The sequence below is a fragment of the Enterococcus sp. AMC1623 genome (assembly GCF_058216495.1).
On the sequence record NZ_CM177096.1, the window covers coordinates 835066 to 853028 of the forward strand.

Sequence of the window (17963 nt, forward strand, 5' to 3'; positions counted from 1 at the left end):
TAAATGAATAGAAACCGCCTCTCTTTCGACACATCTATGATAAGTAGATGTGTTATCTGTACGATTTATTGAACTTAATCATAAAATAGATTACGTCTATCGTCAAGTCTCTCTAATTATTTTTTTCAAAAAAATCAAATCCTTGGTGTTTTAAAAAATGAATCACTTCTGGACGACGATTAATCTTGAAGTGTTCTTGAACTTTCTCACTCCAATTTGCTTGTTGTGCATGATTGGTCCGTTCTTGATAATAACTGTTCATCACGTCATCGTATCTTTGTAAAGTTAATGGGTCCATTTCCTGATACTCATCAATTTTAACAATTTCTTCTTGGAAAAGACGCGGTTTTACTTCATTTTTTATGTTTGGATACCCGATAATTAAACCAAATAACGGAATTGTAAGCTTAGGTAACGCGAATAATTCAGCTATTCGAAATAGATCATTACGAATACCACCAATATAGCAAATTCCCAAGTCTTGTGACTCTGCAAATAAAGCCATATTTTGGGCAGCAATTGTTGTATCAACGACTGAAACCAACAAAGATTCCATTGAAGAAAATGCTTCTAAATTGTTATTAGTGTGGCTAGCAATTTGATAGTTACGATTTAAGTCAGCAACAAAAAGATAAAACACGCCATGTTCTGCACCATAACCTTTAAAATTAGCGATAGCTTCTACTTCTGTTAGTTTCTCTTGATTTCTAACTTCAATAATCGAATATGCCTGTACGAAATTAGACGATGAGCCACTTTGAGCGGCTTGTATTAATTGTTTTTTTAATTGTTCAGATAATTGTTTTTCTTGAAATGAACGCACTGATGTATGACTGGTGAACCGTTCTAAAATATCCATGCTTTTCCTCCTTATAAATGTTAGGAGTTATTTTAACGTCAATGTTCTTCTTTTTCAAATAGCAAGCATTACTGATACGCACCAAAATTTATTTTTTTGTCGTTTATGCGTGAATTTCCATCTAAATCATCGTCTCCTACCCATTGACTAATGATACCTGTATTACGAGCGGATGAATCTTTACGCAAATGAAAATTATGCTTCTTTTCATCCACAAATTTAGGCTGTTGATAAAAGTTTGGTGTATGTTTAATCTGAGTTAAATCACCTTCATAAGCTTCCCCTAAATAGAAGATATTATTGATAATTTCATTGGACGTAACTTGCGCATGCTCTTGCACGAAAATATGAGCTGCGTTATTGACTAACGTATTATTGTAAATTTTAATTTCGGTGGCACTCCCTTTTTGTTCGTCATAACCTCCAAAGGCAATACCGGCTATTTCTAAGCAATCATAAATCAGATTATTTCGAATCACAATCTGCTTGGTTGTTTTATTTTGGTGTTCACTCGCTGCTTCGACTCCAATATCTGAGGCCCAAATCACATTACGTTGAATCACAATATTCCGCCCACCATCTACATAAATACTTGCCGCAGAAGCTTCATTGTAAGAAGGATTGTTGGTGGTCGAATTGTTCCAAAGTTCATTCTCTTCACAAAAACCATCTCTAGCAAAATCATTTTGACTAGCCGTTCCTTCAAAACCAATCATATCAATGCCGATGTTATCATTGTCATGAATTTTATTGCGAGCGATGTTAAAGTTTTCTACATTTCCATTTAGCACGACTGTTTCGCTTAATCCTAAAATATTTTGGGAAATTTCACAATTAGTAATTTCTATATGGTGTATAGCTTGTACGCTATCTGTCCCATAAACAGCCAAAGCATGCGCATTCGCTTGTTCAGGATTAGGATTTTTCGTCGTAATATTCGAAATTCGACACTGATTGACGATTATGTGATGACTAGTCCCTGTAAGAAGCACACCGGTTGGAACATTTTCATTATCCGAAGAAAAATTTACAAATGATAGACCATCAAGAGTTATATATTGTTGGTTTTTAATAATCAATAAGCCGTCTAACTCTTTGGTCGTTTTTTGCTGACTGCCATCAATTACTACAGTTTCTTGTTGATAGTTTCCTAATGTTATTGGTTGATTCTTTTTACCAGAATTTTTGATAATAATTTTTTCATGATAACTTCCACCACGAATATAAATCGTATCGCCAGCTTGAGCTACATCTACCGCTTCTTGAATCGTACGATAGGGATGTTCAAAAGAACCGTTCCCATGATAACCGTTAGTAGCAACATAAATTTCTTGTGATTCAGGTTGATTAAGGAAACTAGCACAGCCAGTTAATAAAATAAAAAACAAACAACTTATTATTGTTTTCATTAGTGAGACTCCTTTGTATCGACTGAACTAAAAACACACATGACAAAAATGACATGCGTGTTTATTCATTAATCTAATCGAAAATCTATTTCTGGTCCTTTTGGTACAATTTGTGTCGGATTGATAAAGTCGTGGCTAATATAATAATGCTGTTTAATATGCGACATATTAACAGTTTGAGCAATTTTCGGCCAATTATATAATTCTCTTGTATAACGCCACAAGTTTTTGTACTCTCTAATTTGTCGTAAATTACATTTAAAATGTCCAACATAGACTGAATCAAAACGTACTAAAGTTGGAAATAAACGCCAATCTGCTTCAGTAGGTTCATCACTAATCAAAAAGCGTTGATTTTCTAAAACTTCCTCAATTTCATCCAAGCGTTTAAATAATTTTATTACTGTTTGTTCGTAAACTTCTTGTTTTGTAGCAAAACCTGCTTTATAAACACCATTATTAATGTCATGGTAAATCTTCTCATTCCACGCATCAATTTGTGCTAGTTTAGCTTCAGGCAGATAATTTCCTGGGGTTGCACCAACATTATCAAACGCACTATTGAACATACGAATAATCTCCGCAGATTCGTTACTAACAATCTTATTTTGTTTTTTGTCATATAATACTGGAACAGTCACACGACCACTATACTCTGGGTCAACCTGAGCATAAATTTCATAGAGAAATTTTGCATCAAAAATTGGATCAGAGATGACGCCCTCTGCTTCCTCAAACGTCCAGCCATTTTTAAGCATTAATGGATTAACAACTGATAATGAAATCATATCTTCTAAGCCTTTTAAGTTGCGAAACATTAAAGTGCGAGATGCCCAAGGACAAGCATACGAAACGTATAGATGATAACGATTCGGTTCTGCTTGAAAACCTCCTTCTCCAGTTGGTCCAGCACTACCATCTGATGTAATCCAATTGCGAAATTGTGAATCTTTGCGAATGAATTCCCCTTTTTCATTAGCATAACGATTGTCTTGCGTCCATTTTCCATTGACTAACATTCCCATAATTCCACGTCCTTTTTAAGTTATTCAAACTAATTTTTAGTTACTTGTTTAAACACTGAGAGAGTTTCTCTTGTCTCTTTTTCTTAAACAGTCACTAATTCAATCTTTTTTTCCACTAGAAATTTTGCATGAGCTTCAGAAATTCCATTATCTGTGTAAATTTTCGAAATATCTTCAAAAGAAAATCCCGAGACTACACCCATTTGATTAAACTTGCTTGAATCAGTCAAAACAATGGTCTGATTCGCTACAGTCATCATCGCATTGGCAGTATCACAACGATTAATATTACTACCTGTAAAACCTCTTTGTGCATCAAACCCATCAATTCCTACAAATAATTTATCAATGCGAAATTCAGTAATGACCTTCTTCACTAACGGTCCAACATTGACTTGCGAATCTTTTTGATATTCGCCTCCAAGCAATATCACTTTAACCGATTCAGCTTTTCTAATATAGGAAGCAATAAAGCAAGAATTAGTGATAATCGTGACATCGTTTTTGTTAAAGGCTAGTTCTTCTGCCAATAAGGCACAAGTAGAACCCGATTCAATCATCACTGTTTCACCATTGTTAATTAATTTTGCAGCTTCTCTAGCAATTTTTCGTTTTAAATCATAATTATACGCCAAACGATAATTCAAATCATCTTGATTATTTAAGACCGCAAAGCCATGTTGTCGATGAAGAATTCCTCGATTTTCGAGCTTATCTAAATCTTTACGAATAGTTACTCGTGATACGTTCAACAGTTCCGCTAGTTGATTCACTTCTATTTTTTTATTTTTACTTACGATAGAAATAATTTCTTCTTCTCTTGCCATTACGATCCCTCGCTTTTAATTTAGCTTATCATACTTATTATTCCTATACAATTTTCTACTTTTTTCTTTCTTGATTCAATTTTAAATTTTCTTAAATAACTATTTTAAGTTTCATATGAAACTAAAATTGTTGACGTTCGAAAATAATTATGGTTAACTAGATTAAAAGATGTAAACTGATTAAAGCACTATAAAAGAGAGGTTAGTGAAAATAATGAAACGTACAATTTTCTTGCATTTGAAGTTTATCGCAAAAGAATTTATTTCGTCGTTATCGTTTTTTCCAAGTGCACAGCTTCCCCAGCAAGTGGATATTACTTTTGATCATACAAAAACACATATCTCACTATTCGCTCCCGCAACAGGTAAATTAAAATGTTTAAATGACGTTATTGATAAGGTGTACTCTACTAAAACTTTAGGTGATGGTTTTGCTATTACGCCAACTAATGGTAAGGTTTGCGCACCTATCAATGGAGAAATTGTTAGTGTCTTTCCAACTAAACATGCAATTGGTATCAGAGATGAACATGAAAATGACTACCTATTGCATATGGGTATTGGTACGGTAGATTTGAACGGACATGGTTTTAAATCATTTATAAAACAACACCAAAAAATCCGTGTAGGTGATGTCCTTGCAATTATGGATTTACCTTATATTTTGCAGCACAATAAAATTACCGATATCGTCTTTGTTGCTTTATCCAAAGAGAATATCGATTCGATTGAATTAAAAGAATCCGCACCTGTAGCAATAAATGACGAAATTGCAAAAATAATCATAAAGTAGTTCATATAATAGCTAAAAAGGTTGCTAACCAAACTGGTTAACAACCTTTTATTTTTAAAATAAATTGATATTATTTAAAACGTATGCTACTCCATGATCATCATTGGATGGTACTACGTGAGAACATACAGCTTTGACTTCTTCACTAGCATTTTCTACAGCAAAAGATAAATCGGCAACAGTCATCATCGGTAAATCATTCGGACTATCCCCAATCGCAACTTTCTTTGCAGCAGGCACTCCAAAATAAGCCATCATTATATCATATGTTTTCCCTTTATCTACTCCTAAAGGCAATAATTCATAATCATTCAGACCCGATGATGTAATAGGTAATTGAAATTCCTTTTTGATTTTCTGATAAAAATTTTGACTAAATGTACTTTCAGGCAGATAAATCGCAATCTTATAAACTTCTAATTCCTCATCATCAAATAGTTTTTCTGTATATTCTTTGGAATCCGTACTTTTTTCATAAGCAATTAAATAGTTTAAATTGTTGGTTTCTTTTTCTTTATTGACTGATTCACCATATTTTTTGAAAAATTTACGCATTCGATCCATGTAAGATGGCGCATTATATGTCCCTTTATTGGTAAATAATTTAAAAGGTAGTTCCTCAATATATTGAAATATTGCGAATACTTCAGCTTTGGTAAAGGGATTTGAAAAGATTTTAGTTTCTCCATCCAGAATAAATGAACCGTTTAATGAAGCCACAGGAATTTGCAGATTACTTCTTTCTAAAATAGTACAAATATCAAAGAAATCTCTTCCTGAACAAATATAAACTAAATCTTCCTTCGATCGCTGTTTGATTGCTTCTCTATTTTCTGGAGAAATTTGTTGTTTTTCATTTAATAACGTACCATCCATATCAATGGCAATTAAATTTTTTGTCATAGTTTCTCTCCTTTATGACAAGTATATCATATCACCTATAGTGTAGATTGAATGAACAATAAAATATCCGAATCAGATAGAGTCGGTTCCTACATTCTAGTAGTTTCGTGACACAAAACTACTAAAATTAATCACTTTATTCTATATAAATCGGATATTTTTACTTTGAATTATTTATTAAAAATCTTAGGGCCTTTACGCATATTTTTACGATCATTTTTGGGCGTTTCCATTTGTTTTGCTTTGCCGCCACCTTGTTTCTTTTTAATTAATTCTAGCATTTTTTCTTTTGAATTCATTGTTTCCACCGCCTTTATTTGCACGACTACATAAAATAGTACGCTTCCCATCATAACTGCCTACGATAACTTTTTCAAGAATTCTTTACTTAATTTGATAAATCTTCGCTATTATAGCAATATTTTTTTAATTCCTGCAATTAGTTCATTCATCATTCAAAGTCTAGCAGTGTGAAAATTCAAAATAGTCGTGTAAACTATAAGGCATAGTCACTGTTTAGTGAAGAAAACTAGTTATTCATTTATAAAAAATCAAATATAACAATAAGAAGGTAAAAAAAATGACAAAAACCGAAGTAGAAACCTATTTACTCTCAAAAAATATTCCTTTTGAACCTTATTTCTTTTCTGAAGAACTTGACCCAGCAAAAACACCCATTTTTAAAACATTAGTCTTAAAAGGAAACAAAACCGGTCCTGTAATTGCCCTCATCCCCTTAAATCAGCGCTTAGATTACAAAAAAACAGCAAAACTTACTGGAAATCGTAAAATAGGTTTGCCACCCGTTGAAATCGCTTTTGAATTGACGGGTTATCCTCACGGTGCCAATACGCCAATCGGTATTTTTTTGCATTCACCCGATTATGTATTTTTATTCGATGAAAGTATCTATCGTTTTAAAGAAATCGCCATTTCTGCTGGAGAACTTCATAAAGGAATAATCATTTCTGTCGATAGACTAGTTGACTTAATCACCCCGACTATGGCAGACTTATTGCAATAAAATTGAATACTATTAAGCTATTAAGAGACAAGATATAATAATTATTTTGTCTCTTTTTATTTATTAAGAATCTTTAAACCTTTAATATATTGGTAAGAATTCAAATATTTTTGCGTCTAATAAGTAGGAGGTGAAAAAGTGAAAGAGCTTGAAGAAATCTATGCAGTGTATTTTAACGATATTTATCGCTTTTTATATCGTCTTTGTGGAGAAGAACATCTTGCAGAAGATTTAACATCTGAAACTTTCTTCAAAGTCATGCAATCTCTAGATTCTTTTAAAGGAGAGAGTGATGTCAAAACTTGGTTGTTTCAAATTGCCAAAAACACTTATTTTTCTTACGCTAGAAAACATAAAATCTTTATCGATATTGATGAAATCACTACAAAATCCAGTATAAACATTGAACAAAACTTATTATTACAAGAGAAATCCGAGATGATTATCTATGCAATTCAACAACTTCCAGAACCATACAAAGAAGTATTTTATTTACGGATATTTGCGGAATTAAATTTTCAGCAGATTGGTAAGTTGTTTGGTAAAACAAGCAATTGGGCTTGTGTCACTTTTCATCGTGCTAGAAAAAAAATTATTGAAGAAATGAGGGAAGAATATTGATGGTTACTTGTGATATGATAAAAGATTTATTACCTTTATATGTAGAAAATATGTTAAGTAAAGATTCTCAATTACTTGTTGAATCACATCTTAAAACATGTCCTGAATGCCAAAAAGAACTGGAATTATTAAAGAGCGCAATTACAGTTCCCATAGAAACAAATACTGCACCCCTGCTTCATGCGCAAAAAAAGATTCAAAAGAATAAGTGGCAGATTGGCATTTTTTCTACCATACTTACATTGATAATTGCGACTATTTCTATAAGCTTTTTAACTTCTCCTCAGTATTTACCCTATAATCAAGAGAAAATACTCGTTTCAACCACAGAAAATGACTTAGTCGTTGTTCAATTTGATGATTCACTAGCAGATTATCATCTGAATCGTCAGAGAGCTCCCGATGGCTCAGGTTATATCTATCATCTAACCACTTGGAACAATAGTTGGCATCATTTTTGGAAGTCAAAAGAAAGAAAAAATACGATTGTTAATCCTAATGGTGAAAAAGTGACAGCTGTTTATTATTATCCAGGAAGCAACCAAACAGATCAATTAATCTACGGAGAAAATATTTTTCCAGATGGCGGTATGATGACTTTACCTCGATTAGTACTAGCTTATTATTTAATTTTTTCATGCTTATTAATGATTATTGGTGGAATTGGCTGGCTTATTTTCCATCGCAAACAATTAGGGGGCATTTTTAAACAACTTTCCTTAATCAGCTTTTTCTATATATTAAGTCATGTATTTATTAAAGGAATGACTACTGTTTCATACAACGTCATACGTGATTTTTCTATTATTTGTTTACTGACACTTTTATTGTATAGTGGTTTTTTGCTTGGAAACCACTTATTTTATACGACAAAACAAAGGGCAAAGTAAATCGTGCCCTTTGTTTTTCACCTTTAACAACCACTATTTTTACAATTTAATAATCTTTTATCACTGTGTCTCCACGCCATGCAGACATGCCGCCCATGACATTCGTCACATGATATGTTTCTCCTAACAATTGACAAGCTCTTTCCGAACGGGCACCTGCTTGACAGATTACATAATACGTTTCTTCTTTTTTTAATGAAAGTTTTCCACTTCCTAATTGACTTAATGGAAGATTTTCTGCAGTAGGAATATGACCTCTTTGAAATTCATCTACTTCACGAACATCAAGAATTGAGAGCTGTTTTCGTTTAGTTAATTGTTCGAATTCATTTATCCCAATTGAATTATACATAACTTACTTCCTCCGGCTTGACTACTTGATAAAGAGCAAAGGCACCATCTAGATTTTTCGCTTTAAACCCATGCTGTTTTAAAATCCGCTCTGCCAGATAGCTGCGTAAGCCACTTTGACAACTAACAATATATTCTTTATTTATATCTAGTTGCGCTAATTGATGACGTAACTCATTGAGAGGTATATGCAAGCCTAAACCTATGTTAAATTTTCCTCGACTCAACTCATCAGCAGTGCGCACATCCAACAAGATTTTTCCCTTAGCTAATTCGTCTGCTAATTCATACCATTGAACAGATTCACTTAAGCCTTCCGCAAGATTCATAGCTGCATATCCCAACATATTAACCGGATCTTTCGCAGAACCAAAAGGTGGTGCATAGGTCAATTCTAACTCAGGTAAATCAAAAATAGTCATCTTGGCTTTAATTGCTGTTGCTAAAATATCTATTCGTTTATCTACACCTTTTTCACCAATTCCTTGAGCACCATAAATTTCTCCGGTCTGAGGATTAAAAATTAGTTTCAATGTAAGTTCAGTAGCTCCTGGAAAATATCCAGCATGGTCTTTTCCACTAACATGTACCACTGCTAGCGGTAATTGAGCCAATTTAGCAACACGTTCACTTAAGCCTGTTGAAGCAGCAACTAAATCAAACACACGAACAATTGCAGTTCCAATACTGCCTTGATTCTGGCGCGCCATTCCTGCAATGACATCTGCTACTTGTCTACCTTGACGATTTGCTGGAGAAGCCAGTGAAATTAAAGCTTCTTCTCCTGTAATTTGTTGACGAACGATAATTGCATCGCCAACTGCATAAATGTCCGGGGCACTTGTTTGATACGCTTCATTCACCAGAATACCACCACGCAAACCTGTTGCCAAACCAGCCTCAAGTGCTAAATGATTCTCTGGTTGCACACCAACTGACAATAACGTTAAATCTGATATTAGCTTTTGTCCATTTTCTAAAGTGATGCTTTTGCCAGCTTCCTCAAAGAGAGTAGCTGCTTGAGAAGTGATGACCGTTATCCCTTGACGACGTAATTCTTTTTCAACGAAAGCGGCCATTTCTTCATCCAGTGTTGGTAAAACTTGCGATGCTTTCTCAACAATTGTTACATGTAATCCACGTCTTTGTAGGTTTTCTGCCATTTCTAAACCAATAAATCCAGCACCAATAATGACAGCATGTTTGGTTTGTCCGGTTAGATTCTCCATGATTTTATCTAAATCTGGAATATTTCTTAAACTGTATACATTTTGCGCCTCTTTTAAACCTTCAATGGGTGGAATAAAAGGTCTTGCTCCCGGAGATAAAATTAATTTATCATAAGTTTCAACTATTTCCTGGTTCTTTGTACGGATTGTTACCGTATGATTTTCTGGCGAGATAGCCGTTACTTCATGAAACGGACGCACATCAAGATTAAATCGATCTTTCAATGCTTCAGGCATTTGTACGACAAGCTGCTCTCTTTCAGCAATCTCACCAGATACATAATAAGGTAAACCGCAGTTTGCAAAAGAAACAAACGGACCTTTCTCTAATACAATAATTTCAGCATCTTCCATCAAACGACGTAAACGGGTTGCTGCTGACATTCCACCAGCAACGCCTCCAATAATAATAATTTTCATTTTATTTTCCTTCCTTTACTTTTCCTGACCATTGATTCATTCCACCACGAACATTGATTGCATCATACCCTTTTTTTCGTAATTTTTTAGTTGCTTGACGACTTCTCACACCTGATTGACAAATAACATAGATTGTTTGATTACTACCCTGATAGGTATCTATCTTTTTTAAAGGAATATTTTTAGAAAACGGAATATGCCCTGCGCGGTATTCACTTGGTGTTCTGACATCTAAAACCAAGTTATTTCTTGCTATATCTTGTGTTAATTCAAAAATACTAACAGATGGAATTTTCCTGAAAATATGTTTAAACATAGATTATCACCTCTCTTTTATACCTTATGGGGTATATTAAACTACGGTTATAACTGATTGTCAACTATTTTTTCTAACATTTCACATTTGACCATAATACCCATAAGAGGTATATTAAAGAAAATATACTTTTTAAAGGTGGAGATATTTATGGAAGAAGATAAAAAGAAAGTCATTCATCGCTTAAGGAGAACGGAAGGACAAATACGAGGAATTCAAAAAATGATTGAAGAAGACAAAGAATGTATCGATGTTATGACTCAATTAAGTGCCGTACGTTCTAGTATTGACCGTGTAATGGGCATGATCGTTGCAGAAAATCTTAAAAATTGTTTTGTCTCTCCCGAAAACGACCCTGAAGAACAAGCAAAAAAATTGGAACAAGCAATCAATATGATTATAAAAAAATAACAAAAAATCGTTAGATTCGTATCTAGAAATAAATGAGATACGAACCCAACAATTAATATGGAGTTAACTATTTACTTTTTGTTCTTTCTTTAATAAAGACGAATCATACACTTTATAGAAAACAGTATAAATTAAATTATTTCATCTAGTATAAACGAAAATACATGACAAAAAAACAACAATCTTATTGAAGAAATCCTCCAAAGTTAGACTAAAAAATCTAACTTTGAGAGATCCCTTCATAGTTAATCAAGATTGTTGTTTTTTGATAGTTGTTATTTATTTTCTCCATATAAATGATCGCCTAGCATTTCAAGAGTATCAAAAATACGCACACCATAATCCATAAAATCATCATAAGTTGTTGTATAGATACGATTTTCTTTCACTGCATTGACTTCTTTAAGCAGCGGTTCGTTTTTGATGCTTTCTACTGCATTGGCATCCAAATCTGCATTACGATCAGCCGTTACATATAAAATAATATCTGGATTTGTATTAATGATAGTTTCTAAGGATGGATCAGCAACACTGCCTTCAACTGCAGGTTTAACATTTAATTGTTTCAATAAATCACTTTGTAGTCCCCCAGAAATATTAAAAACTGCAAACGAAGATTTTGAAGCATCATATGCAACAATCGGCAATAGGGTTAGTGTTTCATCGCCTTCTTGAGCTTGTACCTTCTCCACTACGGTTTGATAACGTGTTTCAAGTTCTTTCGCGTATTCTTCTGCACGCTCATTCACATTAAAGATTTTTCCTAATGCTAAAACATCGTCAATTACATTGGTTAATGGTGGATTAGAGGTCATGCTACTTGCTGTTTGAATATAGGTTTGAATACCTAAATCATTTAACGTTGCTACAGAACCAATCGATTCATCATTAAAAGCCATTTCTCGTCCGACAACAATATCCGGTGTATAACCTGCAATCGTTTCTTTTGAAACAGTCATTTTATCCCCGATAACATCTAAATCTTTCACATCATCTGCAAATTCACCCGTGACTTCATTATCTGGTTGGGTAATACCCACAATTTTATCTTTCAAACCTAATTCTAATAAAATTTCAATCGAAGACAAATTATTTGTCACAATACGCTCTGGTGCTTGTTCAAATGTTTGGATATGTGTGTTTCCTTCTGAATCAGTCACTTCAATCTCTAATGGATAAACAGTTTCGTTTGATTCAGTCTGTACCGCAGTTGTAGATGTAGTTGTTTCAGTGCTTCCTTCCTCTTTTGGACTGCAAGCTGTTAATAAAAATAAGGTGGCGAATGTAGCTGTCGTAATACCTAATATTCGTTTGTTCATTGTATTCTCTCCTTTTTTATGATGTGTAATAACTTATCAATATATTGTGCGTTTTTGAGTCTTCATAAACCTCACAATCAACTTCATAAATATCTTTAATAATTTCTTTGGTTATCACTTCCTTAGGGCTCCCATGATATTTAATTTCTCCTTCCTTAATAAAATAAATATAATCACAAAATTGAGCAGCTAATGAAATATCATGTAACGCTGCTAGTGCATTCACTCCAAGTTTCTTAATTACTCGAAGAATTTCTAGTTGATATTTGATATCTAAATGATTACTAGGTTCATCTAAAATCATCAATGTCGGATTTTGAACAATCGCTCGCGCCAGTGAGACTCGTTGCTTTTCTCCTCCAGATAGTTTTGAAATGGTTCGATCCTTTAAGTCATATAATCCAGTTTTTTCTAAAGCTTCATCCACCAGTTGGTAATCCAAAGAACTTTCTTTTTCTAATGCTCGTAGATGTGGCGTCCGTCCCATCAACACAATTTCCTTCACAGTGAAATCAAAACTATTACTTTGAAATTGAGAAACTACAGACATCCGCTGGGCAATTTCTTTGGTAGGTATTTGTTTCAGTTTTAAATCATCTAAATAAATCGTTCCACTTTTAGGTTCTAAAACACGGTACACTGACTTTAATAACGTAGATTTGCCACTCCCATTTGGACCAAGCAAAGCGGTAAAAGAATGATTTGCCACTTGTAAATCAATACCGTTGATAATTTTTTTAGTGCCTAGAAAAACTTCTATATTTTCAACTGTTAAATCCATTCATTTATCCCTCATTCTTTGAATTGGTAATCTTTACGAATGATAATAAACGCAAAAAAAGGCGCTCCAACAATCGCTGTAAAAATTCCAATTGGCAATTCATTGTTTTCAATCAATGTTCTAGCTAAAATATCCACTGCAACTAAAAAGGTACTCCCGATTAAAACCGCGACTGGAATTAATTTTCGATGGTCCGGCCCTACTAAAGCTCTGGAAATGTGAGGGATGACTAAACCAACAAAACCAATAATTCCACAAGTAGCCACTAAAATACCTGTTAAGAGTGCGACTAAAATCGTATATACTTTCCGATAAAAATTCAAACGAATTCCTAACGTTATGGCAATTTCTTCTCCTTGCAACATCGCATTGAGGGTACGATATTGTGTTGAAAAATAAATAGTCACTAGGCAAACTGCAGTTGCTGGCAGCAATAGATTGTCCCATTTCGCCGAAGATAACGAACCCATCGTCCAGTACGTTACACGAGCAATGGTATTATCTGTTCCTGAAAAAACGATAATGAAGTTCGCAATCGCTGTAAACAACGCATTGACAATCGTTCCCGATAAAATCAATTTTGTAGTCGTCATACTGCTTCTAAAGGAAGACAGAAACAATACACAAATCGCTGCACTCAATGCGCCGATAAATGCTGTAAAAGCTAAGCCAAAGCCACTGACTATTCCCAAAATTCCACTACCTAAAATAATAAACATAGTTGCCCCTAAATAACCACCAGCCGAAATTCCTAATAAAAACGGCTCTGCTAAAGGATTTTGAACCACCGCTTGCATGATAATACCGCAAAGAGATAATCCTGCGCCCACAACAACTCCCATCAAAACACGTGGCATGCGGATTTTCCAGACAACACCAGAATAAGTTACATTAGTTGGTTCTAGATTCAATAGTTTTTCAACAAAAATCGTATAGGTTTGCTCAAAAGGTATTCGTAATGTTCCTACACTCACACCAATTACAATTGTAAAAAATAATAAAACAACTAATCCAATTAATACAAAATAAATACTTAATTTTTTCATGCTCTTTCCTCAAAATCATGATTGTTCAATGATTAATGATTTATTTGGCCCTTTCTTTTTTTATTTTTTTGTATTACAATTTTAATCAAGAACGATTCTCATTATCAATTATACCTGAAAGAAATTATTTTTATCAAGGGTAAATTGAAAACGAATAGCATAGGAGGTATTCGATTGATACAAATTAAAACTGAAAAAATCCATGAGTATCATGTGACTATTGTCTTACCGACGGATTATGATGAAACAAAAAAATATCCCACAATTTATATGCACGATGGTGGCAATGCTGCAAAACAGGCATTAAATTATATTGACCATTTAATTATTACTGAAAAAATAGAACCAATAATTATTGTAGGAATTGATCCAATTGACCGAAATGATGACTATACACCATGGACAATGGCTCCTCTTTTCCCTAATCAACCAACACCTGGTGGTAAAGCAAAAGAGTATCTACATACGTTAGTGCATAAAATCAAACCATTTATCGATACAACCTATGCAACAAACCCAATCCCTGAATACACAGCGATTGCTGGCTGTTCATTTGGAGGTTTAGTTTCTGTTTTTGCTTCTTATTATTATCCTGAAACATTTCATAAATATATTATTTTATCTGCATCATTTTGGTATGAAGATGTTTTACGATATCTGCAAGGTGAAACAATAACTCGCTTAGAAAATAACTATCAAAAACCAGCAATCTCTCGTGAAAAACATCAAATGTATCTTTATGTAGGCGCATTGGAAGGAATCTATCGTGACAGTGCGCAAAAACACATGGTTGCTTACACTAACCAAGCGTATAATGCGTTAAAAAAAGAAGGCTTTCCACCTTCTCAATTATTATTAGAAACTCATCCAGAAGGCACACACGATGTCTATTTCTTTAGCCCACATTTTATCAGCGCCTTACACTGGCTTTATGGAAAAACTGAACAAGCAAAGGAGACGAACTAATGCAAATTTATTGGACAAAAATTAATCAAATTATTGAAGAAACGCCCGAAGTAAAAACATTCCTATTAGATTGCCCGAAAGATTATACTTGGCAGGAAGGATCACATCTACATCTAGCATTAAAAGGATTTAATATTGGAGAAAAACCAAATCGTAGTCTCGTACGTCATATGTCAATCTCTACATTACCAAATGAACAAGGCGTTGGTATTACCACTCGTATTAAAGAACAAGCTTCAGAATTTAAAACTATTTTGAAACATATTACTGTTGGCGAAGAAGTTGCTCTTTTTAAAACGCATACACACGTCCCCTTAAAAAGAGAAAATAAAAATATTTATCTTCTTTCAGCGGGCGTTGGTATCGCTACTTTTCGTCCTCTTGTTTTAGATTATCTTGCAGATACAGATCAAGTAGCCCAAATCCATTCTTTAAATATTGATTCTTCTGGTGATTATTTATTTACAGATATCTTCCATACAAATCCAGATAAAAATTTCCATGCAGAATTCGTAAACAACCGTCCAGCCTATTATGAGCAAGTAAAAGAATTAGCCACAGATAAAACTGGACTGTATTATGTAGTAGGTAGTGATGAATTTCTTGTACAAACAATTGCTGTATTACAGGAACAAGGAATTACATCTGAACAAATTATGTTAGATAAACATGCACATCAGTTGCCTGATTTTTTGCCAGTTGGTGAAAATGCTAAATAAATTTAAACAGGTGTATTCAAAATTTTGAATACACCTGTTTTTTTATTTTAAATTGATTTAAATGTATTTACAACATTTTCAACAGTGAAGCCAAATTCAGCTAAGACTTTATCACCAGGGGCAGATGCACCAAAATGATCAATCGTAATGGTTTTTCCATGGCATTTCACATATTTTGCCCAACCAAATGAGGAACCTGCTTCAATTGCTACACGTTTTTTCACGCCTGGAACTAAAACAGAAGCTTTGTACTCATCTGATTGTGCGTCAAACAAATCGAAACTTGGTAGAGATACCACAGAAACATCAATGCCTTCGTCAGCTAGCACTTTTTGTGCTTCCACAGCTAAGTTCACTTCTGAACCAGTCGCAATTAAGATTCCTTCCGGTTTGTCACCTTTTTGAGCCGAAATCACATACCCACCTTTGGCTACATTTTCATCGGTATTTTCTTTTGTTCCTTCAATGACTGGTAAGTTTTGGCGACTTAATACTAAAACAGTTGGTTTATCCGCTGATGTCATGGCTAATTTCCAAGCGGCACGTGTTTCATTCCCATCCGCTGGACGAATCACTTGCACATTTGGCATACTACGTAAGCTAGATAATTGTTCTACTGGTTCATGGGTTGGTCCATCTTCCCCAACTGCTACAGAGTCGTGTGTTAACACGTAAGTAACGGGAATATTTTGAATCGCTGACAAACGTACCGCTGGACGTAAGTAATCAACGAAAACGAAGAATGTTCCGCCATAAACACGTGTGCCACCATGTAATTGAATCCCGTTCATCGCAGCTGCCATCGCGAATTCACGAACACCAAACCAAATATTACGCCCTTCGTATTGTCCGGGTTCGAAATCTTTTTCAGCAGCGACCATCGTATTGTTTGAGGCAGATAGATCGGCTGAACCACCCCATAAACTAGGGACAGCTTTTGATAACGCTTGAATCATGTCTTTACTTGACACACGGCTAGCTTGACTTGATCCCACTTCATAAGTTGGTAATCCTGCTTCCCAATTTTCTGGCAATTCTCCGGCAAAAGCTTGGTTGAATTGGTTGGCTAATTCTGGATAAGCGGTTTCGTATGCTGCAAATAATTCATTCCAAGCGGCTTCATACTCAGCACCTTTGTCGACCATTGTTTCTTTAAAACGTGCTGCAACTTCTTCAGGTACAGAAAATTCAGGATAGTCCCAGCCGTACGCTTTTTTCGCTGCTTGAATGCCTTCTACTCCTAACGGTGCACCGTGTACAGAAGAGGTACCAGCATTTGGTGCACCAAAACCGATAACTGTTTTCACTTCAATCAGTGTTGGTTTGTCTGTTTCTGCTTGCGCTTCTTCAATCGCTTTAGAAATCACTTCTAAATCTGTTCCTTCTTCTACTAAAATATGTTGCCAACCGTAAGCTTCAAAACGTTGTCCGACGTTTTCAGTGAAGGCTTTAGAAGTTGGTCCGTCTAAGGAAATATCATTTGAATCATATAATACAATTAATTTATCTAATTTCATGTGACCAGCCATTGATGCCGCTTCTTGAGAAACACCCTCCATCAAATCACCGTCACCACAAAGAGCATAAGTATAATGATCCACCACGTTGAATTGGTCACGATTATAAGTTGCAGCTAAATGAGCTTCAGCCATTGCCATTCCGACTGCCATGGCAATCCCTTGTCCCAGTGGTCCAGTCGTTGCTTCGACGCCATCTGTATGGCCAACTTCTGGATGCCCTGGTGTACGGCTATCCCATTGACGGAAGTTTTTCAAATCATCGGTCGTTACATCATAACCTGCGCAATGCAATAAGCTATATAACAACGCTGAACCATGTCCTGCCGAAAGCACAAAAAGATCACGATCGACCCAATTGCGAGAAGTTTTTGGATTTACTTTCAAATGTTTTGTCCATAATGCGTAGGCCATTGGAGCAGCCCCCATTGGTAGTCCTGGATGTCCCGAATTTGCTTTTTGTACCGCATCAATACTTAATGTACGTAGCGTATCAACACCAAGTTGATCAATTTTATCAAACATTGCATTTACCTC

At 34.6% G+C, this 17963-nt stretch carries 20 protein-coding genes; 7 read left to right on the top strand and 13 right to left on the bottom strand.

Annotated features, from left to right (window positions below; genetic code table 11):
• Positions 1-112 precede the first annotated feature (112 nt).
• The 4 genes from AC4BC7_RS04200 to AC4BC7_RS04215 all read right to left on the bottom strand — a co-directional run bounded on the left by AC4BC7_RS04200 (position 113) and on the right by AC4BC7_RS04215 (position 4120).
• Entirely contained in the window at positions 113-859 is a 747-nt protein-coding gene (locus AC4BC7_RS04200) for an NADPH-dependent oxidoreductase (RefSeq protein ID WP_490503930.1), read from the bottom strand.
• Between the two features lie 68 nt (positions 860-927).
• Positions 928-2268 carry a right-handed parallel beta-helix repeat-containing protein gene (locus AC4BC7_RS04205; RefSeq protein ID WP_490503931.1) on the bottom strand — a complete coding sequence of 447 codons (1341 nt, stop codon included), beginning with the start codon at positions 2266-2268 and terminating at the stop codon, positions 928-930.
• A gap of 68 nt (positions 2269-2336) precedes the next feature.
• Complete coding sequence (locus AC4BC7_RS04210) at positions 2337-3293, bottom strand: glutathione S-transferase family protein (RefSeq protein ID WP_490503932.1); 957 nt, start codon at positions 3291-3293, stop codon at positions 2337-2339.
• A gap of 83 nt (positions 3294-3376) precedes the next feature.
• Positions 3377-4120, bottom strand: coding sequence for a DeoR/GlpR family DNA-binding transcription regulator (locus AC4BC7_RS04215; RefSeq protein WP_207942592.1), 744 nt, complete (start codon positions 4118-4120; stop codon positions 3377-3379).
• Between the two features lie 214 nt (positions 4121-4334).
• Between AC4BC7_RS04215 and AC4BC7_RS04220 the strand changes: the two genes are divergently transcribed.
• Entirely contained in the window at positions 4335-4913 is a 579-nt protein-coding gene (locus tag AC4BC7_RS04220; RefSeq protein ID WP_490503933.1) for a PTS sugar transporter subunit IIA, read from the top strand.
• A gap of 54 nt (positions 4914-4967) precedes the next feature.
• On the opposite strand, the gene AC4BC7_RS04225 is transcribed toward AC4BC7_RS04220, so the two are convergent.
• Positions 4968-5816, bottom strand: coding sequence for an HAD family hydrolase (locus tag AC4BC7_RS04225; RefSeq protein WP_490503934.1), 849 nt, complete (start codon positions 5814-5816; stop codon positions 4968-4970).
• Positions 5817-5986: 170 nt separating this feature from the next.
• Complete coding sequence (locus tag AC4BC7_RS04230) at positions 5987-6115, bottom strand: hypothetical protein (protein ID WP_279381677.1); 129 nt, start codon at positions 6113-6115, stop codon at positions 5987-5989.
• Between the two features lie 281 nt (positions 6116-6396).
• On the opposite strand from AC4BC7_RS04230, the gene AC4BC7_RS04235 reads away from it, so the two are divergent.
• The 3 genes from AC4BC7_RS04235 to AC4BC7_RS04245 all read left to right on the top strand — a co-directional run bounded on the left by AC4BC7_RS04235 (position 6397) and on the right by AC4BC7_RS04245 (position 8351).
• Positions 6397-6840, top strand: a complete 444-nt coding sequence (locus AC4BC7_RS04235; RefSeq protein ID WP_207942595.1) for a YbaK/EbsC family protein — start codon at positions 6397-6399, stop codon at positions 6838-6840.
• 138 nt (positions 6841-6978) lie between these two features.
• The gene (locus AC4BC7_RS04240) at positions 6979-7461 is read left to right on the top strand and encodes a sigma-70 family RNA polymerase sigma factor (protein WP_207942596.1); all 483 of its coding nucleotides are present in this window, start codon (positions 6979-6981) and stop codon (positions 7459-7461) included.
• Positions 7461-8351: a zf-HC2 domain-containing protein gene (locus tag AC4BC7_RS04245; protein WP_490503935.1), complete on the top strand. Its 891-nt coding sequence runs from the start codon at positions 7461-7463 to the stop codon at positions 8349-8351. Before AC4BC7_RS04240 ends, AC4BC7_RS04245 begins: the two co-directional genes overlap by 1 nt.
• 46 nt (positions 8352-8397) lie before the next feature.
• Here AC4BC7_RS04245 and AC4BC7_RS04250 read toward each other — a convergent pair whose 3' ends face one another.
• Genes AC4BC7_RS04250 through AC4BC7_RS04260 form a run of 3 tightly spaced genes read right to left on the bottom strand, consistent with a single transcriptional unit; the run spans position 8398 to position 10667 of the window.
• The gene (locus AC4BC7_RS04250) at positions 8398-8703 is read right to left on the bottom strand and encodes a rhodanese-like domain-containing protein (RefSeq protein ID WP_207942598.1); all 306 of its coding nucleotides are present in this window, start codon (positions 8701-8703) and stop codon (positions 8398-8400) included.
• Positions 8696-10351 carry an FAD-dependent oxidoreductase gene (locus AC4BC7_RS04255; protein WP_490503937.1) on the bottom strand — a complete coding sequence of 552 codons (1656 nt, stop codon included), beginning with the start codon at positions 10349-10351 and terminating at the stop codon, positions 8696-8698. Before AC4BC7_RS04255 ends, AC4BC7_RS04250 begins: the two co-directional genes overlap by 8 nt.
• Before the next feature lies 1 nt (position 10352).
• Positions 10353-10667, bottom strand: a complete 315-nt coding sequence (locus tag AC4BC7_RS04260; protein WP_490503938.1) for a rhodanese-like domain-containing protein — start codon at positions 10665-10667, stop codon at positions 10353-10355.
• Positions 10668-10817: 150 nt separating this feature from the next.
• Here AC4BC7_RS04260 and AC4BC7_RS04265 point away from each other — a divergent pair, with 150 nt between their 5' ends.
• On the top strand, positions 10818-11078 hold the full coding sequence (locus AC4BC7_RS04265; RefSeq protein ID WP_207942601.1) for a metal-sensitive transcriptional regulator: 261 nt from the start codon (positions 10818-10820) through the stop codon (positions 11076-11078).
• A 275-nt stretch (positions 11079-11353) separates the two neighbouring features.
• On the opposite strand, the gene AC4BC7_RS04270 is transcribed toward AC4BC7_RS04265, so the two are convergent.
• Genes AC4BC7_RS04270 through AC4BC7_RS04280 form a run of 3 tightly spaced genes read right to left on the bottom strand, consistent with a single transcriptional unit; the run spans position 11354 to position 14224 of the window.
• Positions 11354-12397 carry an ABC transporter substrate-binding protein gene (locus AC4BC7_RS04270; RefSeq protein ID WP_207942602.1) on the bottom strand — a complete coding sequence of 348 codons (1044 nt, stop codon included), beginning with the start codon at positions 12395-12397 and terminating at the stop codon, positions 11354-11356.
• A gap of 16 nt (positions 12398-12413) precedes the next feature.
• Positions 12414-13178 (bottom strand): ABC transporter ATP-binding protein, encoded by a 765-nt coding sequence (locus AC4BC7_RS04275; RefSeq protein ID WP_207942603.1) that lies wholly within the window; start codon positions 13176-13178, stop codon positions 12414-12416.
• Positions 13179-13189: 11 nt separating this feature from the next.
• Positions 13190-14224 carry a FecCD family ABC transporter permease gene (locus AC4BC7_RS04280; RefSeq protein ID WP_490503939.1) on the bottom strand — a complete coding sequence of 345 codons (1035 nt, stop codon included), beginning with the start codon at positions 14222-14224 and terminating at the stop codon, positions 13190-13192.
• Between the two features lie 174 nt (positions 14225-14398).
• Here AC4BC7_RS04280 and AC4BC7_RS04285 point away from each other — a divergent pair, with 174 nt between their 5' ends.
• Entirely contained in the window at positions 14399-15190 is a 792-nt protein-coding gene (locus AC4BC7_RS04285) for an alpha/beta hydrolase (protein ID WP_490503940.1), read from the top strand.
• Positions 15190-15909: a ferredoxin reductase domain-containing protein gene (locus tag AC4BC7_RS04290; RefSeq protein WP_207942606.1), complete on the top strand. Its 720-nt coding sequence runs from the start codon at positions 15190-15192 to the stop codon at positions 15907-15909. Before AC4BC7_RS04285 ends, AC4BC7_RS04290 begins: the two co-directional genes overlap by 1 nt.
• Before the next feature lie 47 nt (positions 15910-15956).
• Here AC4BC7_RS04290 and tkt read toward each other — a convergent pair whose 3' ends face one another.
• Positions 15957-17951, bottom strand: coding sequence for a transketolase (gene tkt, locus AC4BC7_RS04295; RefSeq protein WP_490503942.1), 1995 nt, complete (start codon positions 17949-17951; stop codon positions 15957-15959).
• Positions 17952-17963: the final 12 nt, after the last annotated feature.